General features: G+C 71.4%; 18 protein-coding genes and 1 tRNA gene. 11 read left to right on the top strand and 8 right to left on the bottom strand.

Annotated features, from left to right (window positions below; translation table 11 throughout):
• Positions 1 to 17 precede the first annotated feature (17 nt).
• Positions 18 to 2,402, bottom strand: a complete 2,385-nt coding sequence (locus tag ACFFXY_RS08150; RefSeq protein WP_382348174.1) for a phosphoketolase family protein — start codon at positions 2,400 to 2,402, stop codon at positions 18 to 20.
• A 40-nt stretch (positions 2,403 to 2,442) separates the two neighbouring features.
• Positions 2,443 to 2,712, bottom strand: coding sequence for a hypothetical protein (locus tag ACFFXY_RS08155; RefSeq protein WP_382348177.1), 270 nt, complete (start codon positions 2,710 to 2,712; stop codon positions 2,443 to 2,445).
• A gap of 78 nt (positions 2,713 to 2,790) precedes the next feature.
• Between ACFFXY_RS08155 and ACFFXY_RS08160 the strand changes: the two genes are divergently transcribed.
• The 3 genes from ACFFXY_RS08160 to ACFFXY_RS08170 all read left to right on the top strand — a co-directional run bounded on the left by ACFFXY_RS08160 (position 2,791) and on the right by ACFFXY_RS08170 (position 4,300).
• On the top strand, positions 2,791 to 3,438 hold the full coding sequence (locus ACFFXY_RS08160) for a GNAT family N-acetyltransferase (protein ID WP_382348180.1): 648 nt from the start codon (positions 2,791 to 2,793) through the stop codon (positions 3,436 to 3,438).
• A 40-nt stretch (positions 3,439 to 3,478) separates the two neighbouring features.
• Entirely contained in the window at positions 3,479 to 4,138 is a 660-nt protein-coding gene (locus tag ACFFXY_RS08165; protein WP_382348183.1) for a GNAT family N-acetyltransferase, read from the top strand.
• An 89-nt stretch (positions 4,139 to 4,227) separates the two neighbouring features.
• A tRNA-Gly gene (locus tag ACFFXY_RS08170) sits at positions 4,228 to 4,300 on the top strand.
• Between the two features lie 40 nt (positions 4,301 to 4,340).
• Here ACFFXY_RS08170 and ACFFXY_RS08175 read toward each other — a convergent pair.
• From ACFFXY_RS08175 to ACFFXY_RS08190, 4 genes are all read right to left on the bottom strand, one after another.
• The gene (locus ACFFXY_RS08175) at positions 4,341 to 4,985 is read right to left on the bottom strand and encodes a TetR/AcrR family transcriptional regulator (protein ID WP_382348186.1); all 645 of its coding nucleotides are present in this window, start codon (positions 4,983 to 4,985) and stop codon (positions 4,341 to 4,343) included.
• A 108-nt stretch (positions 4,986 to 5,093) separates the two neighbouring features.
• Positions 5,094 to 6,554 carry an MFS transporter gene (locus ACFFXY_RS08180; protein ID WP_382348189.1) on the bottom strand — a complete coding sequence of 487 codons (1,461 nt, stop codon included), beginning with the start codon at positions 6,552 to 6,554 and terminating at the stop codon, positions 5,094 to 5,096.
• Between the two features lie 144 nt (positions 6,555 to 6,698).
• Positions 6,699 to 6,881, bottom strand: coding sequence for a hypothetical protein (locus ACFFXY_RS08185; RefSeq protein ID WP_146147958.1), 183 nt, complete (start codon positions 6,879 to 6,881; stop codon positions 6,699 to 6,701).
• Between the two features lie 100 nt (positions 6,882 to 6,981).
• On the bottom strand, positions 6,982 to 8,433 hold the full coding sequence (locus ACFFXY_RS08190; protein ID WP_382348193.1) for a serine/threonine protein kinase: 1,452 nt from the start codon (positions 8,431 to 8,433) through the stop codon (positions 6,982 to 6,984).
• 111 nt (positions 8,434 to 8,544) lie between these two features.
• On the opposite strand from ACFFXY_RS08190, the gene ACFFXY_RS08195 reads away from it, so the two are divergent.
• From ACFFXY_RS08195 to ACFFXY_RS08205, 3 genes are all read left to right on the top strand, one after another.
• A complete protein-coding gene (locus ACFFXY_RS08195; RefSeq protein WP_382348196.1) occupies positions 8,545 to 9,690 on the top strand; it encodes a citrate/2-methylcitrate synthase in 1,146 nt (381 codons plus the stop codon).
• A 228-nt stretch (positions 9,691 to 9,918) separates the two neighbouring features.
• Positions 9,919 to 11,976: a phosphate acetyltransferase gene (gene pta / locus ACFFXY_RS08200; protein ID WP_382348199.1), complete on the top strand. Its 2,058-nt coding sequence runs from the start codon at positions 9,919 to 9,921 to the stop codon at positions 11,974 to 11,976.
• A 27-nt stretch (positions 11,977 to 12,003) separates the two neighbouring features.
• Positions 12,004 to 13,188 (top strand): acetate/propionate family kinase, encoded by a 1,185-nt coding sequence (locus ACFFXY_RS08205; RefSeq protein ID WP_382348201.1) that lies wholly within the window; start codon positions 12,004 to 12,006, stop codon positions 13,186 to 13,188.
• A gap of 64 nt (positions 13,189 to 13,252) precedes the next feature.
• On the opposite strand, the gene ACFFXY_RS08210 is transcribed toward ACFFXY_RS08205, so the two are convergent.
• Entirely contained in the window at positions 13,253 to 13,687 is a 435-nt protein-coding gene (locus ACFFXY_RS08210) for an SsgA family sporulation/cell division regulator (RefSeq protein WP_091043033.1), read from the bottom strand.
• A gap of 401 nt (positions 13,688 to 14,088) precedes the next feature.
• Between ACFFXY_RS08210 and ACFFXY_RS08215 the strand changes: the two genes are divergently transcribed.
• Both ACFFXY_RS08215 and ACFFXY_RS08220 read left to right on the top strand, forming a co-directional pair.
• Complete coding sequence (locus tag ACFFXY_RS08215; RefSeq protein WP_382348203.1) at positions 14,089 to 14,757, top strand: O-methyltransferase; 669 nt, start codon at positions 14,089 to 14,091, stop codon at positions 14,755 to 14,757.
• A gap of 172 nt (positions 14,758 to 14,929) precedes the next feature.
• Positions 14,930 to 16,924 carry a glycosyl hydrolase gene (locus tag ACFFXY_RS08220; protein ID WP_382348205.1) on the top strand — a complete coding sequence of 665 codons (1,995 nt, stop codon included), beginning with the start codon at positions 14,930 to 14,932 and terminating at the stop codon, positions 16,922 to 16,924.
• Between the two features lie 28 nt (positions 16,925 to 16,952).
• Here ACFFXY_RS08220 and ACFFXY_RS08225 read toward each other — a convergent pair whose 3' ends face one another.
• A complete protein-coding gene (locus tag ACFFXY_RS08225) occupies positions 16,953 to 17,744 on the bottom strand; it encodes an SDR family NAD(P)-dependent oxidoreductase (RefSeq protein ID WP_382348207.1) in 792 nt (263 codons plus the stop codon).
• An 83-nt stretch (positions 17,745 to 17,827) separates the two neighbouring features.
• On the opposite strand from ACFFXY_RS08225, the gene ACFFXY_RS08230 reads away from it, so the two are divergent.
• From ACFFXY_RS08230 to ACFFXY_RS08240, 3 genes are read left to right on the top strand one after another with little or no spacing between them, the layout of a single operon-like run.
• Positions 17,828 to 19,132, top strand: a complete 1,305-nt coding sequence (locus tag ACFFXY_RS08230; protein WP_382348209.1) for a sensor histidine kinase — start codon at positions 17,828 to 17,830, stop codon at positions 19,130 to 19,132.
• A 29-nt stretch (positions 19,133 to 19,161) separates the two neighbouring features.
• Positions 19,162 to 19,803 carry a LuxR C-terminal-related transcriptional regulator gene (locus ACFFXY_RS08235; protein ID WP_360050736.1) on the top strand — a complete coding sequence of 214 codons (642 nt, stop codon included), beginning with the start codon at positions 19,162 to 19,164 and terminating at the stop codon, positions 19,801 to 19,803.
• Positions 19,804 to 19,807: 4 nt separating this feature from the next.
• Positions 19,808 to 20,227 (top strand): helix-turn-helix transcriptional regulator, encoded by a 420-nt coding sequence (locus tag ACFFXY_RS08240; RefSeq protein WP_382348212.1) that lies wholly within the window; start codon positions 19,808 to 19,810, stop codon positions 20,225 to 20,227.

Raw genomic sequence — 20,227 nt, forward strand, 5'->3', positions numbered from 1 at the left:
TTGTGTTGCACGACAACCTAACCCGGCCAGCTCCACTCGGCGACCTCCGGCATGTCCTCCCCGTGCTCCCGGGTGTACTCCCGGGCCGCGTGCCGCGCGTCGACCATCTCCTGCCGCAGGCCCGCCGCGTTCGCGCCCAGCCCCGGCACCCGGTCGACCACGTCCATGACCAGCCGGAACCGGTCGAGGTCGTTGAGCATGACCATGTCGAACGGCGTGGTCGTGGTGCCCTCCTCCTTGTACCCGCGCACGTGGATGTTGTCGTGGTTCGCGCGCCGGTACGTGAGCCGGTGGATGAGCGTCGGGTAGCCGTGGAACGCGAACAGCACCGGCCGGTCGGCGGTGAAGACCGTGTCGAACTCGCGGTCGGCGAGCCCGTGCGGGTGCTCCGAGTCCGGCTGGAGCCGCATCAGGTCCACCACGTTGACCACCCGGACCTTCAAGTCCGGCAGGCGCTTCCGCAGCAGGTCCGCCGCCGCCAGGACTTCCAGGGTCGGCACGTCCCCGGCGCACGCGAGCACCACGTCCGGCTCCGCGCCGCCGTCCGTCGAGGCCCACTCCCAGATGCCCAGGCCCCGTTCGCAGTGGCGCACCGCCTCCTCCATGCTCGTGTACTGGAGCGCGGGCTGCTTCCCGGCGACCACCACGTTCACGTACTGCCGCGAGCGCAGGCAGTGGTCCATCGTGGACAGCAGCGTGTTCGCGTCCGGCGGCAGGTACACCCGCACGATGTCGGCCTTCTTGTTCATCACATGGTCGATGAAGCCCGGGTCCTGGTGCGAGAACCCGTTGTGGTCCTGGCGCCACACGTGGCTCGACAAGAGGTAGTTCAGCGACGCGATCGGCCGCCGCCACGGGATGTCCCCCGAGGAGTCCAGCCACTTCGCGTGCTGGTTGAACATCGCGTCCACGATGTGGATGAACGCCTCGTAGCTCGTGAACAGGCCGTGCCGGCCCGTGAGCAGGTACCCCTCCAGCCAGCCCTCGCACAGGTGCTCCGAGAGCACCTCCATCACCCGCCCGTGCGGCGCCTGGTGCTCGTCCGTCGGCAGGATCTCGGCCTGCCACTGCCGGTCCGTCACCTCGAACACCGAGCCCAGCCGGTTCGACTCCACCTCGTCGGGCCCGAACAGCCGGAACCGGTCCGGGTTCGCCGACATCACGTCCCGCAGCCAGGACCCGAGCACCCGCGTCGCCTCGCCCACCGTGCGCCCGTGGCCCTCGATCGCCACCCCGTGGTCCCGGTAGTCCGGCAGCACCAGGTCCCGCAGCACCAGGCCCCCGTTCGCGTGCGGGTTCGCGCTCATCCGCGCCTCGCCCTCCGGCGGCAGCCCCAGCAGCTCCGGCACCGGCGCGCCCGTCGCGTCGAACAACTCCTCCGGCCGATACGAGCGCATCCACTCCTCAAGCATCGCAAGGTGATCCGAGTTCGTCCGCACCCCCGACAACGGCACCTGGTGCGCCCGCCACGTCCCCTCCACCGGCACCCCGTCCACCTCGGACGGCCCCGTCCAGCCCTTCGGCGTGCGCAGCACGATCATCGGCCACCGCGGCCGCACCGGCGACCCGTTCGCCTTGGACCGCGCATCGGCCCGGATCTCCGCGATCCGGTCGAAGCACGCGTCCAGCACCGCCGCCAGCTCCCGGTGCACCGCTGCCGGATCGTCCCCGTCCACCAGGAACGGCTCGTACCCGCAGCCGCGGAAGAAACTCGCCCGGTCCTCGTCCGAGATCCGCGCGAACACCGTCTGGTTCGCGATCTTGTACCCGTTCAGATGCAGGATCGGCAGCACCGTCCCGTCCGACACCGGGTTCAGGAACACGTTCGAGAACCACGACCCTGCCAGCGGCCCCGTCTCCGCCTCCCCGTCGCCCACCACGCACGCCACCGTCAGATCCGGGTTGTCGAACGCCGCCCCGTACGCGTGCGACAGCGCGTACCCCAGCTCCCCGCCCTCGTGGATCGAGCCCGGCACCTCCGCCGCCACATGCGAGGGGATGCCGCCGGGGAACGAGAACTGCCGGAACAGCCGCCGCATCCCGTCCTCGGAGTGGTTCACCGACGGGTACAGCTCCGGATACGTCCCCTCCAGCCACGTGTTCGCGACCATCGCCGGACCCCCGTGCCCCGGCCCGCACACGTAGATCATGTCCAGGCCCCGCGCCTTGATGCACCGGTTCAGGTGCGCGTAGACCAGACTCAGCCCCGGGCTCGTGCCCCAGTGGCCCAGCAGCCGCGGCTTCACGTGCTCCGGCCGCAGCGGCTCCCGCAGCAGCGGATTGTCGAGCAGGTAGATCTGCCCCACCGTCAGGTAGTTCGCGGCCCGCCAGTAGGCGTCCACGAGCGCCAGCTCCTCAGCGGAGAGCGGCGCGCTGGAACGATCGGTCTTCGCGGTGTCCATGCGTCAGAGCGTGCCCCAAAACCCGCCCACTGACCGCGATTCACAAGAATAATTCGCGCTCGGTCCGGTCCCGGTCCTTCAGCAGCCGCTCCACCGCCGCCAACCGCCCCTTGACCTCGATCAGCGCTGCCCGGACCTCCGTCGCGTCCACGCTCGCCTTCTCCGCCAGCTCCCGGTACCCCTCGGCCCGCTCCTGCGCCGCCCGCGACTTCGCCGCCGACGCCGCGAACGCGATCCCCGTGATGATGATCGCCGTGACGAGCAAGGACATCCCGAAGACGAACAGCATCCCCGACTGGCCCATGTTCATACCGTGCTCCCCTCGTCCGACGTCCCGGAAAGTCTATGGCCCCGCGCGGCGTCGGACCACCGAGGCACAATCGCGGACATGCTCGCCGACTACCTGCCCGCGTACCGCATCCGCCTGCGCACCGAACGGCTCGAACTGCGCCTCCCCGACCTCGACGACCTCGCCGCCCTCGCCGACCGGGCCGCCGAGGGCGTCCACGACCCGGACTTCCAGCCCTTCAAGAACGCCTGGACCGAGGAAGCGCCCCTCGCCCGCGGCCGCACCGCGATCCTCTGGAACCTCCGCCTCCTCTCCGGCATCACCCCCGAACGCTGGTGCCTCCCCTTCGTCGCCGTCCACGACGGGCAGGTCGTCGGCAAGCAGGACCTCGCCGCGAAGCAGTTCGCCCTCACCCGCGAGGCCACCACCTCGTCCTGGCTCGGCCGCGAACACCACGGCAAGGGCCTCGGCACCGAGATGCGCGCCGCCGTCCTCGCCCTCCTCTTCGACGGCCTCGACGCCGAATGGGCCCTCAGCGACTCCCTCGACGGCAACGGCCCCTCGCAAGGCGTCTCCGCGAAACTCGGCTACCGGCCCGACGGCATCGAGCACCAGGTCTACAAGGACCAGCGCGTCACCAGCCGCCGCTGGCGCCTCACCCGCGCCGACTGGGAGGCGCACCGCCGCCACGACGTGCACATCGAAGGGCTCGACGGCGACGCCGAGGCCATGCTCGGCGCCGCATAACTCGATTGCGGCACCGGCGCGGCCCCGCGAGAATCGGACCATGCTCGCCGACTACCTGCCGGTCTACAAGATCCGGCTGCACACCGAACGCCTCGAACTGCGCCTGCCCGACTTCGACGACCTCGCCGCGCTGGGCGACCGCGCCGCCGAGGGCGTGCACGACCCAGACTTCATGCCGTTCCTGACGCCGTGGACGGACGCCGAGCCGCTCCAGCGCGGCCGCGGGACCGTCCAGTGGCAGCTGCGGGTGCTCGCGGCGATGTCGCCCGAGAAGTGGCAGCTCCCGTTCGTCGTCGTCCACGACGGGCAGGTCGTCGGCACCCAGGAGGTCAATGGCGAGCAGATCGCGCTCACCCGCGAGGCGTCCACCGGCTCGTGGCTCGGCCTCGCCCACCACGGCAAGGGCCTCGGCACCGAGATGCGCGCCGCCGTCCTGGAGTTCGTCTTCACCGGCCTCGGCGCGGAGTACGCGACGAGCGCCTCGCTCGACGGCAACGGCCCGTCCGCGGGGGTCTCGCGCAAGCTCGGTTACAAGGCCGACGGCATCGAGCACCACGTGGTGCGCGGCGTGCGCCGCCTCGACAACCGCTGGCGCCTCTCGCGCGAGGACTGGGAGGCCAACCGCGAGCACGAGGTGCGCATCGAAGGGCTCGACGAGGACGCGCTCGCGATGCTCGGCCTGGGCGCTCCGCAGGCGTGATCTGAGCCCCAATCGGCGCCAAGGCCCCATGAAGTCCGATTGAACGGTGCGCTACAGTATGGTCGTCCGCAAGTCAAGGCTTGCGGAATGCGGACGTAGCGCAGTTGGTAGCGCGACACCTTGCCAAGGTGTAGGTCGCCGGTTCGATCCCGGTCGTCCGCTCAGTCGAAGAAGGGGCCTCCCGTCCGGGAGGCCCCTTTTCTCATGCCTTGGCGTCCTTCGGAATCCACCGGACGCCCATCTCCTGGTCCTCGACGGCCCTGCCGGGGAGCGGGTCGCCGCCGGGGGCGCGGAGGGCCTGGAGCGGGAGCTCCAGGCTGCGGAGGCGCAGCTCGGTGGTCCGGTCGTGGTCGCCGATGCTGATCGACGCGAGCGACTCGGTGATCATGATGAGGTCCCCGATCCGCGCGTCGGGCCGGAGCACGCCCGCGCCGTGGAGCTTCTCCATGAGCAGGTGGTTGAGCCGGTCGCCCTCGACGGCGGCCGCGAACATCTCCGGCGAGGGCGTGAAGGTCCCGGCGAGCTTCACGGTGATCGACGCGGTGTCGGCCGCGACGACGGCCCTCATGAAGGCGCAGAACGCGCCCCAGGGGTCCCCGTCGTCGTCGATCGCCTCCTGGACCAGCTCCATGTGCCGCGCCAGGCCGTCGCTGCACAGCTTGCGGAGCAGGTCCTCCTTGCTCGGGTAGCGCCGGTAGAGCGCGCTGATGCCGACCCCGGCGCGCTTGGCGACCTCCGCGATCGGCGCCGCGGGGTCGGTGGTGAACACCTCGTGGGCGGCTTCGAGGATGAGCTTGTCGTTGCGGGCGGCCTGCGCCTTGCGCCCGCTGAGCGGCTTGTCGGTCATGGCACGCATCCTAACTGGAACAGAGCAATTCATTCTGCTGTGCTTCTCTCGAACGTGGCCGAGCCGACCGTGCCGGAAGGCACGGTCGGCGTCGGTTGCTTTAGGTGGTCAGTGCTCGGCCTTCGCCTGCTTCGGCAGGCCGAACGCGACCAGGAACGCCACCAGCGTGAGCAGGACCGTCAGGCCCGTGACCGTCTGCGCGGCGCCCATCGACTCGGCCGCGCCGGACCCGATGGCGAACTGGCTGAAGAACACCGTCCCGAGCCCGGCGACGCCCAGCGCCGACGCGCCCTGCTGGAAGGACTCCAGGAGGCCCGACGCGGAGCCGACCTCGTGGTCCTCCAGGTCGCCGGTGATGATCCCGAACAGCGGCACGAAGATCATGCCCATGCCGATCCCGAAGACCCCGAGCGCCGGGGACAGCGCCCAGGTCCCGGGCGCGGCCGAGGCCCCGAACTGGAACCACAGGACGACCAGGCCGATCGTCATGGTCGCGAGGCCCAGGTGCAGGACGCCGCGGCCGAGCTTCGGCGCGAGGGCCGCGGAGGAGCCCGAGCCCACGAACGCGCCGACCGCCCACGCGGCCATCGCCAGGCTCGCCTGGAGCGGGCCGAAGCCGAGGCCGAGCTGGAGGAACAGGCCGACCGCGAGCGAGAACCCGGTGACGGCGCCGAAGAAGACCACGACGAAGGCGATGCCCGAGGTGTAGGACCGCTTCTTGAAGACGCTCAGCTCGACCAGCGCGGTGCGGCCGGAGCGGGCGCGGCGGGCCTGGGTCCAGGCGAACAGGCCCAGGACCGGGACGGAGGCGACGAGCATCGCGACCGACCAGGCCGGCCAGCCGAGCTCGCGTCCCTCGACGAGCGGCACGAGCAGCAGGCACATCCCGGCCCCGGCCAGGAGCGCGCCGCCGAGGTCGAGCTTGAGGCCTTTGACCGTGGGGGCGCCGGCGGGGAGGACCTTCGCGCCGAGGACGATCGCGGCGAGGCCGAGCGGCAGGTTGATGAGGAAGATCGAGCGCCAGCCGGTGCCGAGCAGGTCGGCGTCGACGAGGACCCCGGCGACGACCGGCCCGGCGATCGTGGCGAGCCCGATGGCGGGGCCGAACAGCGCGTACGCCTTGCCCATGTCGCGGCCGAACATGTCGCGGATGAGCCCGAAGCACTGCGGCACCATGACCGCGGCGAACTCGCCCTGGACGACGCGGGCGGCGAGCAGCAGCTCGATCGTCCCGGCGGCGCCGCAGGCGAGCGAGGCGGCGAGGAAGCCGACCAGGCCGACCATGAGGACCCGCTTGCGGCCGAACATGTCTCCGAGGCGACCGCCGGTGAGCAGGCCGACCGCGAGGGCGAGGGTGTAGCCCGCCGAGAGCCACTGGAGCGTCGCGGCGGTGCCGCCGAGGTCGCCGCGGATCGCGGGGGCCGCGACGTTGACGATCGAGGCGTCGAGCAGGTTGAGAAGGGTCGCGGCGAGGATCGCGGTGAGGCCGAGCCAGCGGTGCGGGAAGGTCCGCGCGGGCGCGGCTGCCGCCGCTGCGGCGGGGATGGGGGTCTCGACGATGACGGTCACGGGATGCCTCCGGCTGATCCGAGTTCAGTGGAACGGAACGTTTGATTCCACTATAGCAGAGCGGAATGATCTGTTCCAATAGCGGGGCCGAAAAAACCCGCAGCGATCGCGCACTGCGGGTTCGAGCTGCTGCAACGCCGGGAACTAGGTCTCCTGCCCGGCGTTGAGGTAGCCGAAGATGATGATCATCGCGACCGCGACGATCACCAGCCACAGCGTCGCCTTGCGGAACTTGTGGCGCGCGCCGGGGGAGAACCACATGACCGCCGCGATGATGAGCAGGACCCCGACGACCACGCCGGGAGCGGCGCCCAGATTATCTTCCATCTTCAGACCAATCGCATCAGAGGGTGACTGTGCAGGAACTGTTGTACCGGTCGCCCGTTCCATCATCCCGACCGGGGCCCGGCCGGTCAACCCGAACGGCTCACCACTCGCACGAGGTGCCCTCGGCGTTGCGGCTGTGGTACGAGAGGGTGACCTGGTCGGCGTAGTCGACCGTGGACCCCGCGCTCGGGAACTGCTGCACCACGGTGCAGTGCGCGGGCTCGGGGGTGATCGCGTAGTAGCCGACGTCGGCGACGACGTTGCCGAACCCAAGGCCCTCAAGGTAGTCGCGGGCGTCGAACGTGGTCCGGCCGGTCACGTCGGGCAGCTCCGTGGTCCCGGACTTCGGCTCGTCCGCGTCCTCCTCCTCGGTCGCCCCGCCTCCGCTGGTCTCGCCCGAGTCCCCTTCGGAGCCGCCGTCCTCGGTGCCTCCCGCGGCCTCGGACTCCTCCGCGTCAGGGGACTCCGATGCGGACCCCGACGGCGTCGGGTCCGGCGAGGCCGTCGTCTCCACCGCCTCCGAGGTGTGCGCCGCGGCCTCCACCGTGGACTCGTCCTCGCCGCCCTGCGGGCCGTCGCCGGTCCACGGGCTCCACGCCACGATCCCGAACACGGCCGCCGCCAGCACGACCGCGGCCGCCACCAGCGCCATGCGCCGACGCCGCCCCTTGCCGGGCTCCTCCGGGTCCACCGGAGCCGCCGGGACCCCGGGCGCCTCGGGAGGCGGGATCGGGATCTCCCCGGTCACCGCGGCCCGGCACGCCTCCGCGAGCTGCTCGCCCGACTCCCAGCGCTCGTCCGGGGCTTTGCGCAGCGACCGTGCGACCACCGAGGCGACCGGCGCGGGCACCGAGTCCGGCAGCGCCGGGGGCTCCTCGTACAGGTGGCTGTGGATGACCGCCATGGGGTCGCGCGCCGGGAACGGCGGCGTCCCCGCCAGGCACTCGTACGCGACCGCGCCGAGCGAGTACAGGTCCGAGCTGCCGGTGACGTCCTGGTTCCGCAGCCGCTCGGGCGAGACGTACGGGACGGTCCCCAGCACTTCCTTGGAGTCGGTCAGCCGCGAGCGGTCCACCAGCAGCGAGATCCCGAAGTCCACCACCCGGACCCGGTCGTCGGCGTCGATGAGCAGGTTCGCGGGCTTGACGTCCCGGTGGACCACCTTGCGGCGGTGCGCCGCGCCGAGCGCGTCGGCCGCCTCGGCGATGATCCGCATCGTCCGGTCCGGGTCCAGGCGCTCCTCGCGCGCGAGCAGCCGCGCCAGCGAGACGCCCTCGACCAGCTCCATCGCCAGGAACTGCACCGTGCGGTCCCCGTCGAGCTCCTCGCCGTAGTCGTACACCTCGACGTAGTTGGGGCCCTTGAGGCTCGCGAGGGTCTTCGCCTCCCGCTCGAACCGCTCGCCGGCCCCGTCGAGGCCGGGCAGGAGGATCTTCACGGCGACGTCGCGGTCGAGCCGCTCGTCCCTGGCCCGCCAGACCGCGCCCATGGCGCCTGAGTCGATGGGCCGGTCCAGCCGGTAGCGGCCGGCGAGGAGTGTTCCGGGTTCCACGCGCTCCAGTCTGACGGCCGCTTGCCAGCCGGCCGGTCCGGGGTGGCCGTTCGGGCCTTTCCGGCGCGAAATCCACTAGGCTGGCAACGAAACCGAGCGGAGGAGGACCCAATGCCCGAATTCATCGAAGTCCCCAAGGGCCTCGACCGCGTCATAGTCGCGGACACCGAGATAGGCGACGTCCGCGGCGAGGAGGGCTTCTACCACTACCGCCAGTACAACGCCGTCGAGCTCGCCAAGCACTGCTCGTTCGAGCAGGTCTGGTACCTCATGACCCACGCCGAGCTGCCCACCCGCGCGCAGCTCGACGCCTTCAAGGCCCAGGTCGCCCCCTACCGCACCCTCACCCCGCAACTGCGCGACCTGCTCCCGCACCTCGCCGCCGCGTCCCCCCTCGACGGCCTGCGCACCGCCCTGTCGGCCGCGTGCGCCGCCCGCCCCATGAAGCCCGTCCTCGACATCGACGAGGCCGCCCGCGCCGACGACGCCCTGTTCGCGTGCGCCGTCACCCCCGCGATCCTCACCGCCATGTGGCGCCTCGGCCGGGGCGAGGAGCCGCTGGACCCGCGCGAGGACCTCGGCTACGCCGCGAACTACCTGTACATGATGACCGGCGAGGTCCCCTCGCCCGAGGCCGCGCGCGCCATCGAGCACTACCTGATCCTCACGATCGACCACGGCTTCAACGCCTCCACGTTCACCGCCCGCGTCATCGCCTCCACCGGCGCCGACACCGGCGCGGCCCTCGTCGGCGCGATCGGCGCCCTCTCCGGGCCGCTCCACGGCGGCGCCCCCGCGCGGGCCCTCGACGCGCTCGACGCGATCGGCGGCCCCGACAACATCGACGCGTGGATCCGCGGCGAACTGGAGTCCGGACGCCGCATCATGGGCTTCGGCCACGCCGTCTACAAGACCGACGACCCGCGCTCGCTGCACCTGCGCGACGTCGCCGACGAGTTCGGCGGCGACATCGTGGACTTCGCGAAGACCGTGGAGCGCCGCGTGGTCGAGATCCTCGCCGAGGTCAAGCCCGGCCGCAAGCTCTACACGAACGTCGAGTTCTACGCGGGCGTGGTCATGGAGCTCGCGGGCGTCCCGCGCCCCATGTTCACCCCGACGTTCACGACCAGCCGCGTCGTCGGCTGGTCCGCGAACATCCTCGAACAGGCCCGCGACTCCAAGATCATCCGCCCCCGCGCCCGCTACGTCGGCACCCCGCCGCCCGTCCCGGTCCCCGAAGGCGGCTTCGCCGAGTAGCGCTCGCGTCCGCTCCCGCTTCCGGGCGACAAGACGGCCGCTCGCGGCCGTTCTTGTCGGACCCGGGGGGAAGGATGGGGGCCTATCCTCTTCCCCGGGCGGGTGGGGGCTAGGGATGGACGTCCCCACCCGCCCACCCTCGTCCGCGGGCGGTCACGCCGAAGCTCACAGGTGAGCCGGGGCGCAGATCGCCTGCGGGGCGCGCACGGGGTGGATAGCGTTGGAGCCGTGGCTCAAAGTCTCTACCTCGCCAGCCTGGACCCCGGCAGCGGCAAATCGACGGTGGCCGTCGGCGTCATGGACCTGCTCACCAGGCGCGCCGGCTCAGTCGCCGTCTACCGCCCCATCGTCCGCGACGACCATACGGCCGCCGGCGACCCGATCATCACCCTCCTCCGCGACCAGTACCGCCTCCCCGCCTCCTACGCCTCCTCGGTCGGCGTGACCTATTCGGACGTCCGCGCCGACGCCGAGGCCGCGCTCACCCAGATCGTCGAGCGCTACCACGAACTCGCCGACAAGCACGAGGTCGTCCTCGTCGTCGGCTCCGACTTCTCCGACGTCTCCTCCCCGGTCGAGTTCGCGTACAACACGCGCGTCGCCGTCAACCTCGCCTCGCCGATGCTCCTCATCGTCACCGGCCACCGCAAGACCCCCGCCGACATCGCCGCCGCGCTCCGCTTCGGCACCGCGCAGGCCGAAGCCGACCACGCCACGGTGCTGGGCACCGTCGTCAACCGCGTCGAACCCGCCGACGCCGCGCTCCTCAAGGAGGCCCACCCGGGCACCGGCGTCGTCGCCGAGGACGCCGAGCTCGTCGCCCCCACCGTCGGCGAGCTCATCGAGGCCGCCGACGGCACGCTCATCTCCGGCGACCCCGACGTGTTCACCCGCACCGTCGGCGACGTCGTCGTCGCGGCCATGACCCTCCCGAACCTCCTCACGCGCCTCGCCGACGACAAGGCCGTGATCCTCCCCGGCGACCGCTCCGAGGTCCTCCTCGGCCTCATCGCCGCCCACCTCGCCGAAGGCACCCCGAGCCTCTCCGCGGTGTTCCTCACCGGCGGCATCCGGCCCGAACCGCAGATCCTCGACATCGTCGCCGGCCTCGACTCGCGCCTGCCGATCGCGCTCGTCCCGCACGACACGTTCGACATGGCCAACCTCGTCGGCGACGTCACCGGCTCCCTCGCCGCGGGCGGCCAGCGCAAGATCACCCGCGCCCTGGAGGACTTCGCCGCGGGCGTCGACGGGGACGACCTGCTCGACCGGCTCGCGCTCGCCAAGCCCACGGTCGTCACGCCGATCATGTTCGAGCACTCGATGCTGGGGCGCGCCAAGGCCCTCGACAAGCACATCGTGCTCCCCGAGGGCGCCGAGCCGCGCATCCTCAAGGCCGCCGAGATCCTCATGCGCCGCGACGTGGCCCGCCTGACGCTCCTCGGCTCCGAGGCGGAGATCCGCTCGCAGGCCGCGCAGCTCGGCGTCGACATCGCCGGGGCCGCGATCCTCAACCCCGGCGACCACGAGATCCGCGAGCGGTTCGCGAAGGAGTACGCGCGGCTGCGCGCCCACAAGGGCGTCACCGAGGAGGCCGCGTACGACCAGGTCGCCGACGTGTCGTACTTCGGGACGATGATGGTCCACACCGGCATGGCCGACGGGATGGTCTCCGGCGCGGTCCACACCACGGCCCACACCATCCGGCCCTCGTTCGAGATCATCAAGACCCGGCCCGAGGTCGCGGTGGTCTCCTCGGTGTTCTTCATGTGCCTCGAAGACCGCGTCCTCGTCTACGGGGACTGCGCGGTCAACCCGAACCCCGATGCCGAGCAGCTCGCCGACATCGCGCTATCCTCGGCAGGCACCGCCGCCGAGTTCGGCGTGGAACCGCGGGTGGCGATGCTCTCCTACTCGACCGGCACCTCCGGCCACGGCGAAGCCGTGGACAAGGTCCGGGCGGCGACCGAGATCGTCCGCGCCCGCAGACCCGACCTTCCGGTGGAGGGACCGATCCAGTACGACGCCGCCGCCGACGCCGGCGTCGCAGGCACGAAGCTCCCGGACTCGCAGGTCGCCGGGAAGGCCACCGTCTTCATCGTCCCGGACCTGAACACCGGCAACAACCTGTACAAGGCGGTGCAGCGCTCGGCGAACGCCGTCGCGGTCGGCCCGGTGCTCCAGGGCCTGCGCAAGCCGGTCAACGACCTGTCGCGCGGCGCCACCGTGCCGGACATCGTCAACACGGTCGCGCTCACCGCGATCCAAGCGAGCCAGACCGCCTGAGCGCGGGCGCTCTAGAGGGGAAGTGCCATGGGCGCACCGGTCCTGGTGATCAACTCCGGTTCCTCGTCGATCAAGTACCAGCTGGTCGACGGCGAGACGATGGAGGCGTCGACCTCGGGCCTGATCGAGCGCATCGGACAGTCCGATTCGGTCCTCACCCACCGGCACGCGGGGGAGAGGGCCGTGCGGGAGGGGCGCCTCGCCGACTACGGCGAGGGCCTGGAGGCGATGGTCGCGGCCTTCGAGGACGCCGGGACGCCGCTGGCGGACGCCGGGCTGATCGCGGTCGCGCACCGCGTCGTCCACGGCGGCGAGCGGTTCGTGCAGCCCGTCGTCGTCGACGACGAGGTCGAGCGCGCCATCGACGAGCTGTCGGCGCTCGCGCCCCTGCACAACCCCGCGAACCTGGAGGGCATCCGCACCGCGCGGAAGCTCTTCCCGAAGCTCCCGCAGGTCGCCGTGTTCGACACCGCGTTCCACGCGACGGTGCCCGAGCGGGCGCACCTGTACGCGGTGCCGAGCGCGTGGCGCGAGGAGCACGGGGTGCGCCGGTACGGCTTCCACGGGACCTCCCACGCGTACGTCTCGCGCAAGGCCGCGGAGATGCTCGGCAAGAGCCCCAAGGCCGTCAACGTGATCGTGGCGCACCTGGGCAACGGCGCGTCGGTGACCGCGGTCGAGCGGGGCCGCTCGATCGACACGTCGATGGGGCTGACGCCGCTCGAAGGGCTCGTCATGGGGACGCGCTCGGGCGACATCGACCCGGCGATCGTCTTCCACATGCACCGCCAGACCGGCGCGAGCTTCGCGGACCTCGACGCGGCCTTGAACAAGGAGTCGGGGATGCTCGCGCTGAGCGGGCACCAGGACAACCGGGCGATCGAGCGGGCCGCCGCCGCGGGGGACCGGGCGGCGCAGGTGGCGTTGGAGATCTACTGCTACCGCATCCGCAAGTACATCGGCTCGTACATCGCGGCGCTCGGCGGCGCCGACGCGATCGCGTTCACCGCGGGGATCGGCGAGAACAGCGCCGAGGTCCGCGCGCAGGCCCTGTCGTCGCTGGTGGCGCTCGGCGTGGACCTCGACGAGGCCGCGAACGCCGCGGGCGGGCCGGTCATCTCGACGCCGCAGTCGCCGATCACGGTGATGGTCATCCCCACCAACGAGGAGGGCGAGATCGCCTCCCAGACGGCCGCGCTGCTGCGCAGCTAGCCCGGACGCGGAAGGGCGGGCCGGGTCTCCCCGGTCCGCCCTTTCGCTTGTTCGCCTGCGGCGGCTACACACCGCCGGCGAGCAGCTTCGTGAGGGTGGTGTCCATGTCCACATAGCCCGATTCGCGGCCGCGCGGGACCAGGCTGTACGCCCGGCGGAGGAAGCGCTGCACCACGCCGCGGTTGATCTCGAAGAGGGCGTTCCCGTCGGGCGAGGAGAGCGCCAGGGCCACCGACTCGCCCCGCGGGGTGGTCCAGGGCCAGACGCGCACGTCGCCGATGCCGGTGGGCTCCTCAAGTCCCTTCGCGAGCAGTTCCCGGGAGAAGGACCAGGCCACCTGGTCGGCGTCCGTCCCGTCCGGATGGAACATGACGCAGACCGCGTAAGGGTCGTCCGGGTCGTATCGCAGACTCGCGCGCACACTCACCGTCGCGAAATCGGGCGCGACGAGCCGCATGGTGGTGCCGATATCGACTGTCGCCGATCGTGCCATGCTCATAGCGTTACCCCCCAGTGTGCGGCCGGCTCCCCCGAAGCCGGCCGTCATTCCAGCCCGCCGCCGCACCGGAGCACCGGTTTCGCGACCGCGAACAAGTCGTGACTCAGGTCTATCATTCAAGCCGTTGCGCCGTACGACGATCGGCAAGACCGAGCCCGGCGCGTTCCGCTGATTCAGGGGCAAAATCCGACAAAAGACCACCGTTAATCTTCCGTCAATGTCGTAATTACAACAACAGGCTTCACCCATTCGCGGTACCATTCCGGGCGCTCCCCAGGCTGGGACATGATAACGCGTTCGTCCTACTCGCCTGGAAAGTCCGAATTTAACGGAGCGAGTCCGGCGGGGCCGCGGTGATAGCGTTTCATCGACGTTCTCGGACCCGTCGGAAGGGGCGAACAATGGGCCAGGGGCAATGGACCGAAGTCGACGCGTTCCTCGGATCGCTGCTCGTGGGAGAGGACGACGCCCTCGCCGGGGCCACGGCCGCCGCGCAGCGGGCCGGGCTGCCGCCGATCTCCGTCTCCCCCGCGCAGGGCAAGCTCCTCTACCTGCTCGCGAAGACCCTGGGCGCCAAGCGCATCCTTGAGGTCGGCACGCTCGGGGGCTACAGTGCGATCTGGATGGCGCGGGCGCTGCCCGCGGACGGGCACCTCGTGAGCCTGGAGTACAGCCCGCGGCACGCGGAGGTCGCCAGCGGCAACGTCGCGCGCGCCGGGCTCGTGGGGACCGTGGAGATCCGCGTCGGCGCCGCCGCCGAGACCCTCCCGAAGCTCGCCCAGGAGGGCGGCGAGCCGTTCGACATGGTGTTCATCGACGCCGACAAGGGCGGGTACCCGGTCTACCTCGACTGGGCGCTGAAGCTGACCCGGCCGGGCGGCCTCATCATCGCCGACAACGTGGTGCGCGGCGGGGCCGTCGCCGACGGGCTCAGCCGCGACCCGAACGTGCAGGGCGTGCGCTCGTACCTGGAGCAGGTCGCCGCGGACCCGCGGCTGGAGGGCACGGTCGTGCAGACCGTGGGCGTCAAGGGCTACGACGGGCTGTCGATCGCGCGCGTCCTCGCGTAGGACTGCGACTCCCAAGGGCGGCGGGCCTCCCGCCGCCCTTTTGCTGCGCCCGAGCCGATTCCGTTCATTGACATAGACATACTCCAATGTCTATGATGGGGTCGCTTAACCGATTCAGTGCCTGTTTCGCCTGCTCACATCCCTGCCATCCCCTCCGCAGAAGGAGACGCAAGTGTCTGACACCTCCCCCCGCGCGCCACGGCGCGCGGTCATCGCCATGGGGGCCGCCGCGGCCGCCGTGGCCGGCCTGCCGGCCCCGGCATCCGCCGCAGGCCGGCCGACCCCCGTGGACCTCGTGGACGACAAGGCCACCCGCGAGACCCGGGCCCTGTTCCAGTACCTGCGCCAGACCCAGGGCGCCGGCATCATGTTCGGCCACGAGCACACCCTCTCCGACGGGTTCACGTTCGGACAGATGGACGGGTACGCCTCCGATGTGGAGGCCGTCACCGGCGACTACCCGGCCGTGTTCGGCTGGGACACCCTCATCCTCGACGGCTTCCAGAAGCCCGGCGTGTACGGCGGCACCGTCGAGGAGAACATCGCCGCACTCTCGTACGCGCTCAAGGAGAGCGACGCGCGCGGCGGCATCAACGTCCTCTCCGCGCACCTGTACAACTTCGTGACCGGCGGGAACTTCTGGGACACCGCCGGGCGCGTGGTGAGCCAGATCCTCCCCGGGGGTCCCAAGCACGCCGACTTCAACGCGTTCCTCGACCGGATCGCCGCGGGCGTCAAGGGCGCCAAGCGCGCCGACGGCACGCTCATCCCCGTGGTCTTCCGGCCCTTCCACGAGAACAACGGCGGCTGGTTCTGGTGGGGCGCCGGGCACACCACCTCCGCGGAGTTCATCGAGGTCTTCCGGTACACCGTGGAGTACCTGCGCGACCGCAAACGCGTGCGCAACCTCCTGTACTCGTACTCCCCGAACTCCGCGTTCGGCGGCGACCCGACGAACTACCTGATGACCTACCCGGGCGACGAGTTCGTGGACGTCCTCGGGTACGACGCCTACGACGGGACCGCCGGCTCGGCCGAGTGGCTCGCCGCCACCGTCCAGGACCTCGCGATGGTCGTGGGCCTCGCCGAGGAGCGCGGGAAGATCCCCGCGTTCACCGAGTTCGGCGAGTCCGGAGAGGAGGGACGGGACCTCACCTGGTTCACCGACCTGCTCGCCGCCCTCAAGGCCGACCCGGCCGCGAGCCGCGTCTCCCACATGCTCACGTGGGCGAACTTCGGCGGCACCAACCGCGCGTACGTGCCCTTCCCCGGGCACGCCATGGAACCGGACTTCGTCGCCTACCACGAGGACCCGTACTCGCTGTTCGCGTCCGACCTCGACGGCGTGTACGACGCCCGCACCTCCGCGGTCCCGAACGCCCCGTTCCTCCACCTCGCCACCCCCACCGACCGGCAGCGGATCACCGGGTCCTCCACCACGATCCGCGTCCGCCTCACCTCCGGGACCTCGCGGAAAGTCACGTACGCGATCGACGGCGGCACGCCCGTGGCGCTGCGCCTGGACGCCGACGGCTACCACTCCGGGACCTGGAGCATCGACCCGGCCTGGCTCGACAACCGCAAGGTCGCGATCACCGTGTCCGCCAAAGTGGACGGCACCGCCTACACCGACGCCGCGGACGTGCTCCTCGGCGAGGTCGCGCCCCTCCCCGCCGGATGGGTCGACGACTTCGAGTCCTACGCGGGCGACGACCCCTCGCTCTCGGAGGCCTACAGCCACGTCAACGCCAACACGCTCACCCACTCCACCGAGCACAAGGCGGGAGGGAGGTACGGGCTCGCGTACGCCTACGACTTCACCGCCGCCGGGTACACCGGCATCGGGAAGACCGTGGGCGCCGACTGGTCCGCGTTCACCGCGTTCAAGGCCTGGCTGCGGGGCGACGGGTCCACCAACGGGGCGACGTTCCAGATCGTCGCCAAGGGCGCCTACTTCGAGTACAACACCGGCCTCGGGGACACGACCGGCCAAGACCTCGCCATGCCGTTCGCGGACTTCCGGCCCGCGCCGTGGGACACCGGCCACGCCGGGGAGCTCCTCGACGCCGCGCACCTCGCGGAGGTCTCCGCGTTCTACCTGTACCTCGGGTACGGCGGCGCGCAGGCCACCGGCACCGTCCACTTCGACGACCTCCGCGCGGAGTGAGCCGCCGAGGCCCCGCCCCGGCGGGGCCTCACCGGTCCTGGTAGTCCGCGAACCGCTTGAGCACCAGGCCGATCAGGCGCGTCATGAGCTTGCGCGGGCGCCGCGGCAGCAGGTGCGCCTCCGGCCAGTTCTTCCCGTCGGGGACCACGTACCCCTTGTCGCGGTCGAGGGCCTTGAGCGACTGCCGCACGATCTTCTCGGGCTCCGCGAGGAGCCAGCCGAGGCGGCGCCGGTCGTACTTGATGCCGTTCGCGATCGGGAAGCCCGTGTCCACCGGCCCCGGGCACACCGCGAGCACTGTCACTCCCGTGCCGCGGGTCTCGGCCCACAGGCCCAGGCTGTAGTTCACGACGAACGCCTTCGTGGCCGCGTACAGCGCCATGTACGGCTGCGGCTGGAAGCCCGCCATCGACGCGACGTTCACGACCGCGCCGTGGCCGCGCTCGACCATGCCCGGCAGGAACCGCTTGACCAGGCCCGTCACCGCCACGACGTTCACCATCGCGGTGTCGCGGCCGTACTCGGCGCCGATCGACACGTCCCGGCCGAACGTCCCGATCCCCGCGTTGTTGACCAGGACCTCGACCTCGATGCCCGCGACCGCCTCGGCGACCCGGTCGGCCGCGTCGGGCACCGCGAGGTCCTCGGCGACCACCAGCGCCTCGACGCCGTGGGCCTCCCGCAGCTCCGCCGCGAGCGCCTCCAGCCTCCCGCGCGAGCGGGCCACCACGGCGACGTCCATGCCCCGCGCGGCGAGCTGCCGCGCGAACGCCGCGCCGATGCCCGACGACGCGCCCGTGACGAGCGCCCACGACCCCATCCGGACCCCTCTCTGCCTCCGCCTCAGCCTAGCCGCGACAGCGCCGCAGGTCGCGGCCCCTGTAAGGGTAGGCTTGCCGCACCATGACGATGCCGGCACATCCGATCACGCGCCGACTGGCCCTCCCCGGCTGGTCGGTCCTGCGGTTCAGCTTCACGCTCATCGCCGCCGTGCTCCTCGCGGCCGCGATCGCCACCGGGGTCCTCGTCGTCTTCTGGATCGGCATCCCCGTCGCCGTCGGCGTGTTCCTCGCCATCCGCGTCTGGGCCAACTCCCAGCGGCGCATGATCGGCGAGCAGCTCGGCGTCGACATCCCCGTCCCCTACCGCGAGCGCCCCAAGCGCGCCCGCCTCGACCAGCAGGCGCTCCTGCTCGTCCGCGAGGCCGCGACCTGGCGCGACTTCGCGTGGCTCGCCATCGACGCGACCCTCGGGTTCCTCGTCAACCTCCTGTACCTCGGCGTGTTCGCCGTCGCCGTCTACTACCTCGTGCAGCCGCTCCTGCTCGTCACCCTGTTCCACACCGCGCCCAACCCCGGCGTCAACGACTTCGGCTTCTACGACTTCGACACCCCCGCGAAGACCCTCATGCTCGTGCCCCTCGCGCTCGGCTGCGGCGTCGCCTGGTGGCGCTGGGGCGAGCTGTTCCTGCGCTGGTACTCCCACCTCGGCGTGCTCCTCCTCGGCCCCACCGCGAAAGCCCTCCTCACCGCCCGCGTCTCCGAGCTGCGACACTCCCGCGACCTCACCGTCGACTACGCCGCCGCCGAGCTGCGCCGCATAGAACGCGACCTCCACGACGGCGCCCAGGGCCGCATCGCCGCCCTCAGCCTCACCCTCGGCATGGCCGAGGAGCTCCTCCACCAGAACCGGCCCGACCAGGCCGTCGCCCTCGTCGCCGAGGCCCGCCAGACCTGCTCCGACGCCCTCGAAGAGATCCGCGACCTCGTGCGCGGCATCCACCCGCCCGTCCTCGCCGACCGCGGCCTCACCGGCGCCCTCCAGGCCATGGCCCTCGACCACCCGCTCCCGGTGTCCGTGGTCGACCGGCTCGGCGAGAAGCTCCCCGCGCCCCTCGAAGCCGCCGCGTACTTCGCCACCAACGAGGTCCTCACCAACATCACCAAGCACGCCGAGGCCAGCCAGGTGCAGGTCGTCGTCACCCACGAGCAGGGCCTCGTCCGCATCGAAGTGCGCGACGACGGCCGCGGCGGCGCCACCGTCGCCTCCGGCGGCGGCCTCGACGGCGTCTCCCGGCGGCTCGCCGCCTTCGACGGGAACCTGACCGTCGACAGCCCCGAAGGCGGGCCCACCACGGTCACCCTCACCATCCCCGCCGTCGCCGCCGCTCCGGCGGCGGTCGAGAATAAGCGCGCGTCCGGCACCTGAGCCCGGACAACGGAACGCAAGGAGCCACGATGGACGTCGTCCTCGCCGAAGACCACTCGCTCCTGCGCGACGGCCTCACCCGGATGCTCGAAGCGCACGACTTCACCGTCGTCGAGGCCGTCGACAACGGCCCCGCGCTCACCGCCGCGCTCCTCAAGCACCGCCCCGACGTCGCCGTCGTCGACATCCGCCTCCCCCCGACCTTCAAGGACGAGGGCCTGCGCGCCGCCATCGAGGCCCGCCGCCACATCCCCGCGCTCCCGATCCTCGTCCTCTCCCAGTACGTGGAGCAGCTCTACGCCCGCGAACTCCTCGGCGACCGCCGCGGCGGCGTCGGCTACCTGCTGAAAGACCGCATCTCCAACGTCGGCGAGTTCATCGAGGCCCTCCGCCGCGTCGCCGCCGGCGGCACCGCCATGGACCCCGAGGTCGTCGCCCGCCTCCTCGGCAAGCAGCAGAACCGCCTCGACCCCCTCACCCCCCGCGAGCTGGAGGTCCTCGGGCTCATGGCCGAGGGCCGCACCAACGCCGCCATCGCCGCGTCCCTGTTCATCACCGAGAAGGCCGTCGGCAAGCACTCCGCGAACGTCTTCCGCAAGCTCGGCCTCGGCCAGTCCGAGGACGACAACCGCCGCGTGCTCGCCGTCCTCGCCTACCTTGAGGGAAACTGACGGCATGGACCTGGAGGACCTCGCCCGGCTGCGCAAGGCCCGCGACGCCATGGACCGCGACTACGCGAAGCCGCTCGACGTCGCCGCGCTGGCGCGGATCGCGCTCATGTCGCAGGGCCACTTCTCGCGCAGCTTCCGCGCCGCGTACGGCGAGACCCCCTACTCCTACCTCATGACCCGCCGCATCGAGCGCGCGAAGGCCCTGCTCAGGCGCGGTGACATGACCGTCACGGAGGTGTGCTTCGCGGTCGGGGTGAACTCGCTGGGGACGTTCTCGACGCGGTTCACCGAGCTCGTGGGGGAGTCCCCGAGCGCGTACCGGGCCCGCGACCACGACAACGGCGCGAACATCCCCGCGTGCATCGCGAAGGCCTACACGAGACCGGTCAGGAATCGAGAAGCGAAGCCCCCCGCGGCCTCGTAG

The sequence above is a fragment of the Glycomyces mayteni genome (assembly GCF_042428885.1).
GTDB lineage: Bacteria > Actinomycetota > Actinomycetes > Mycobacteriales > Micromonosporaceae > Glycomyces > Glycomyces mayteni.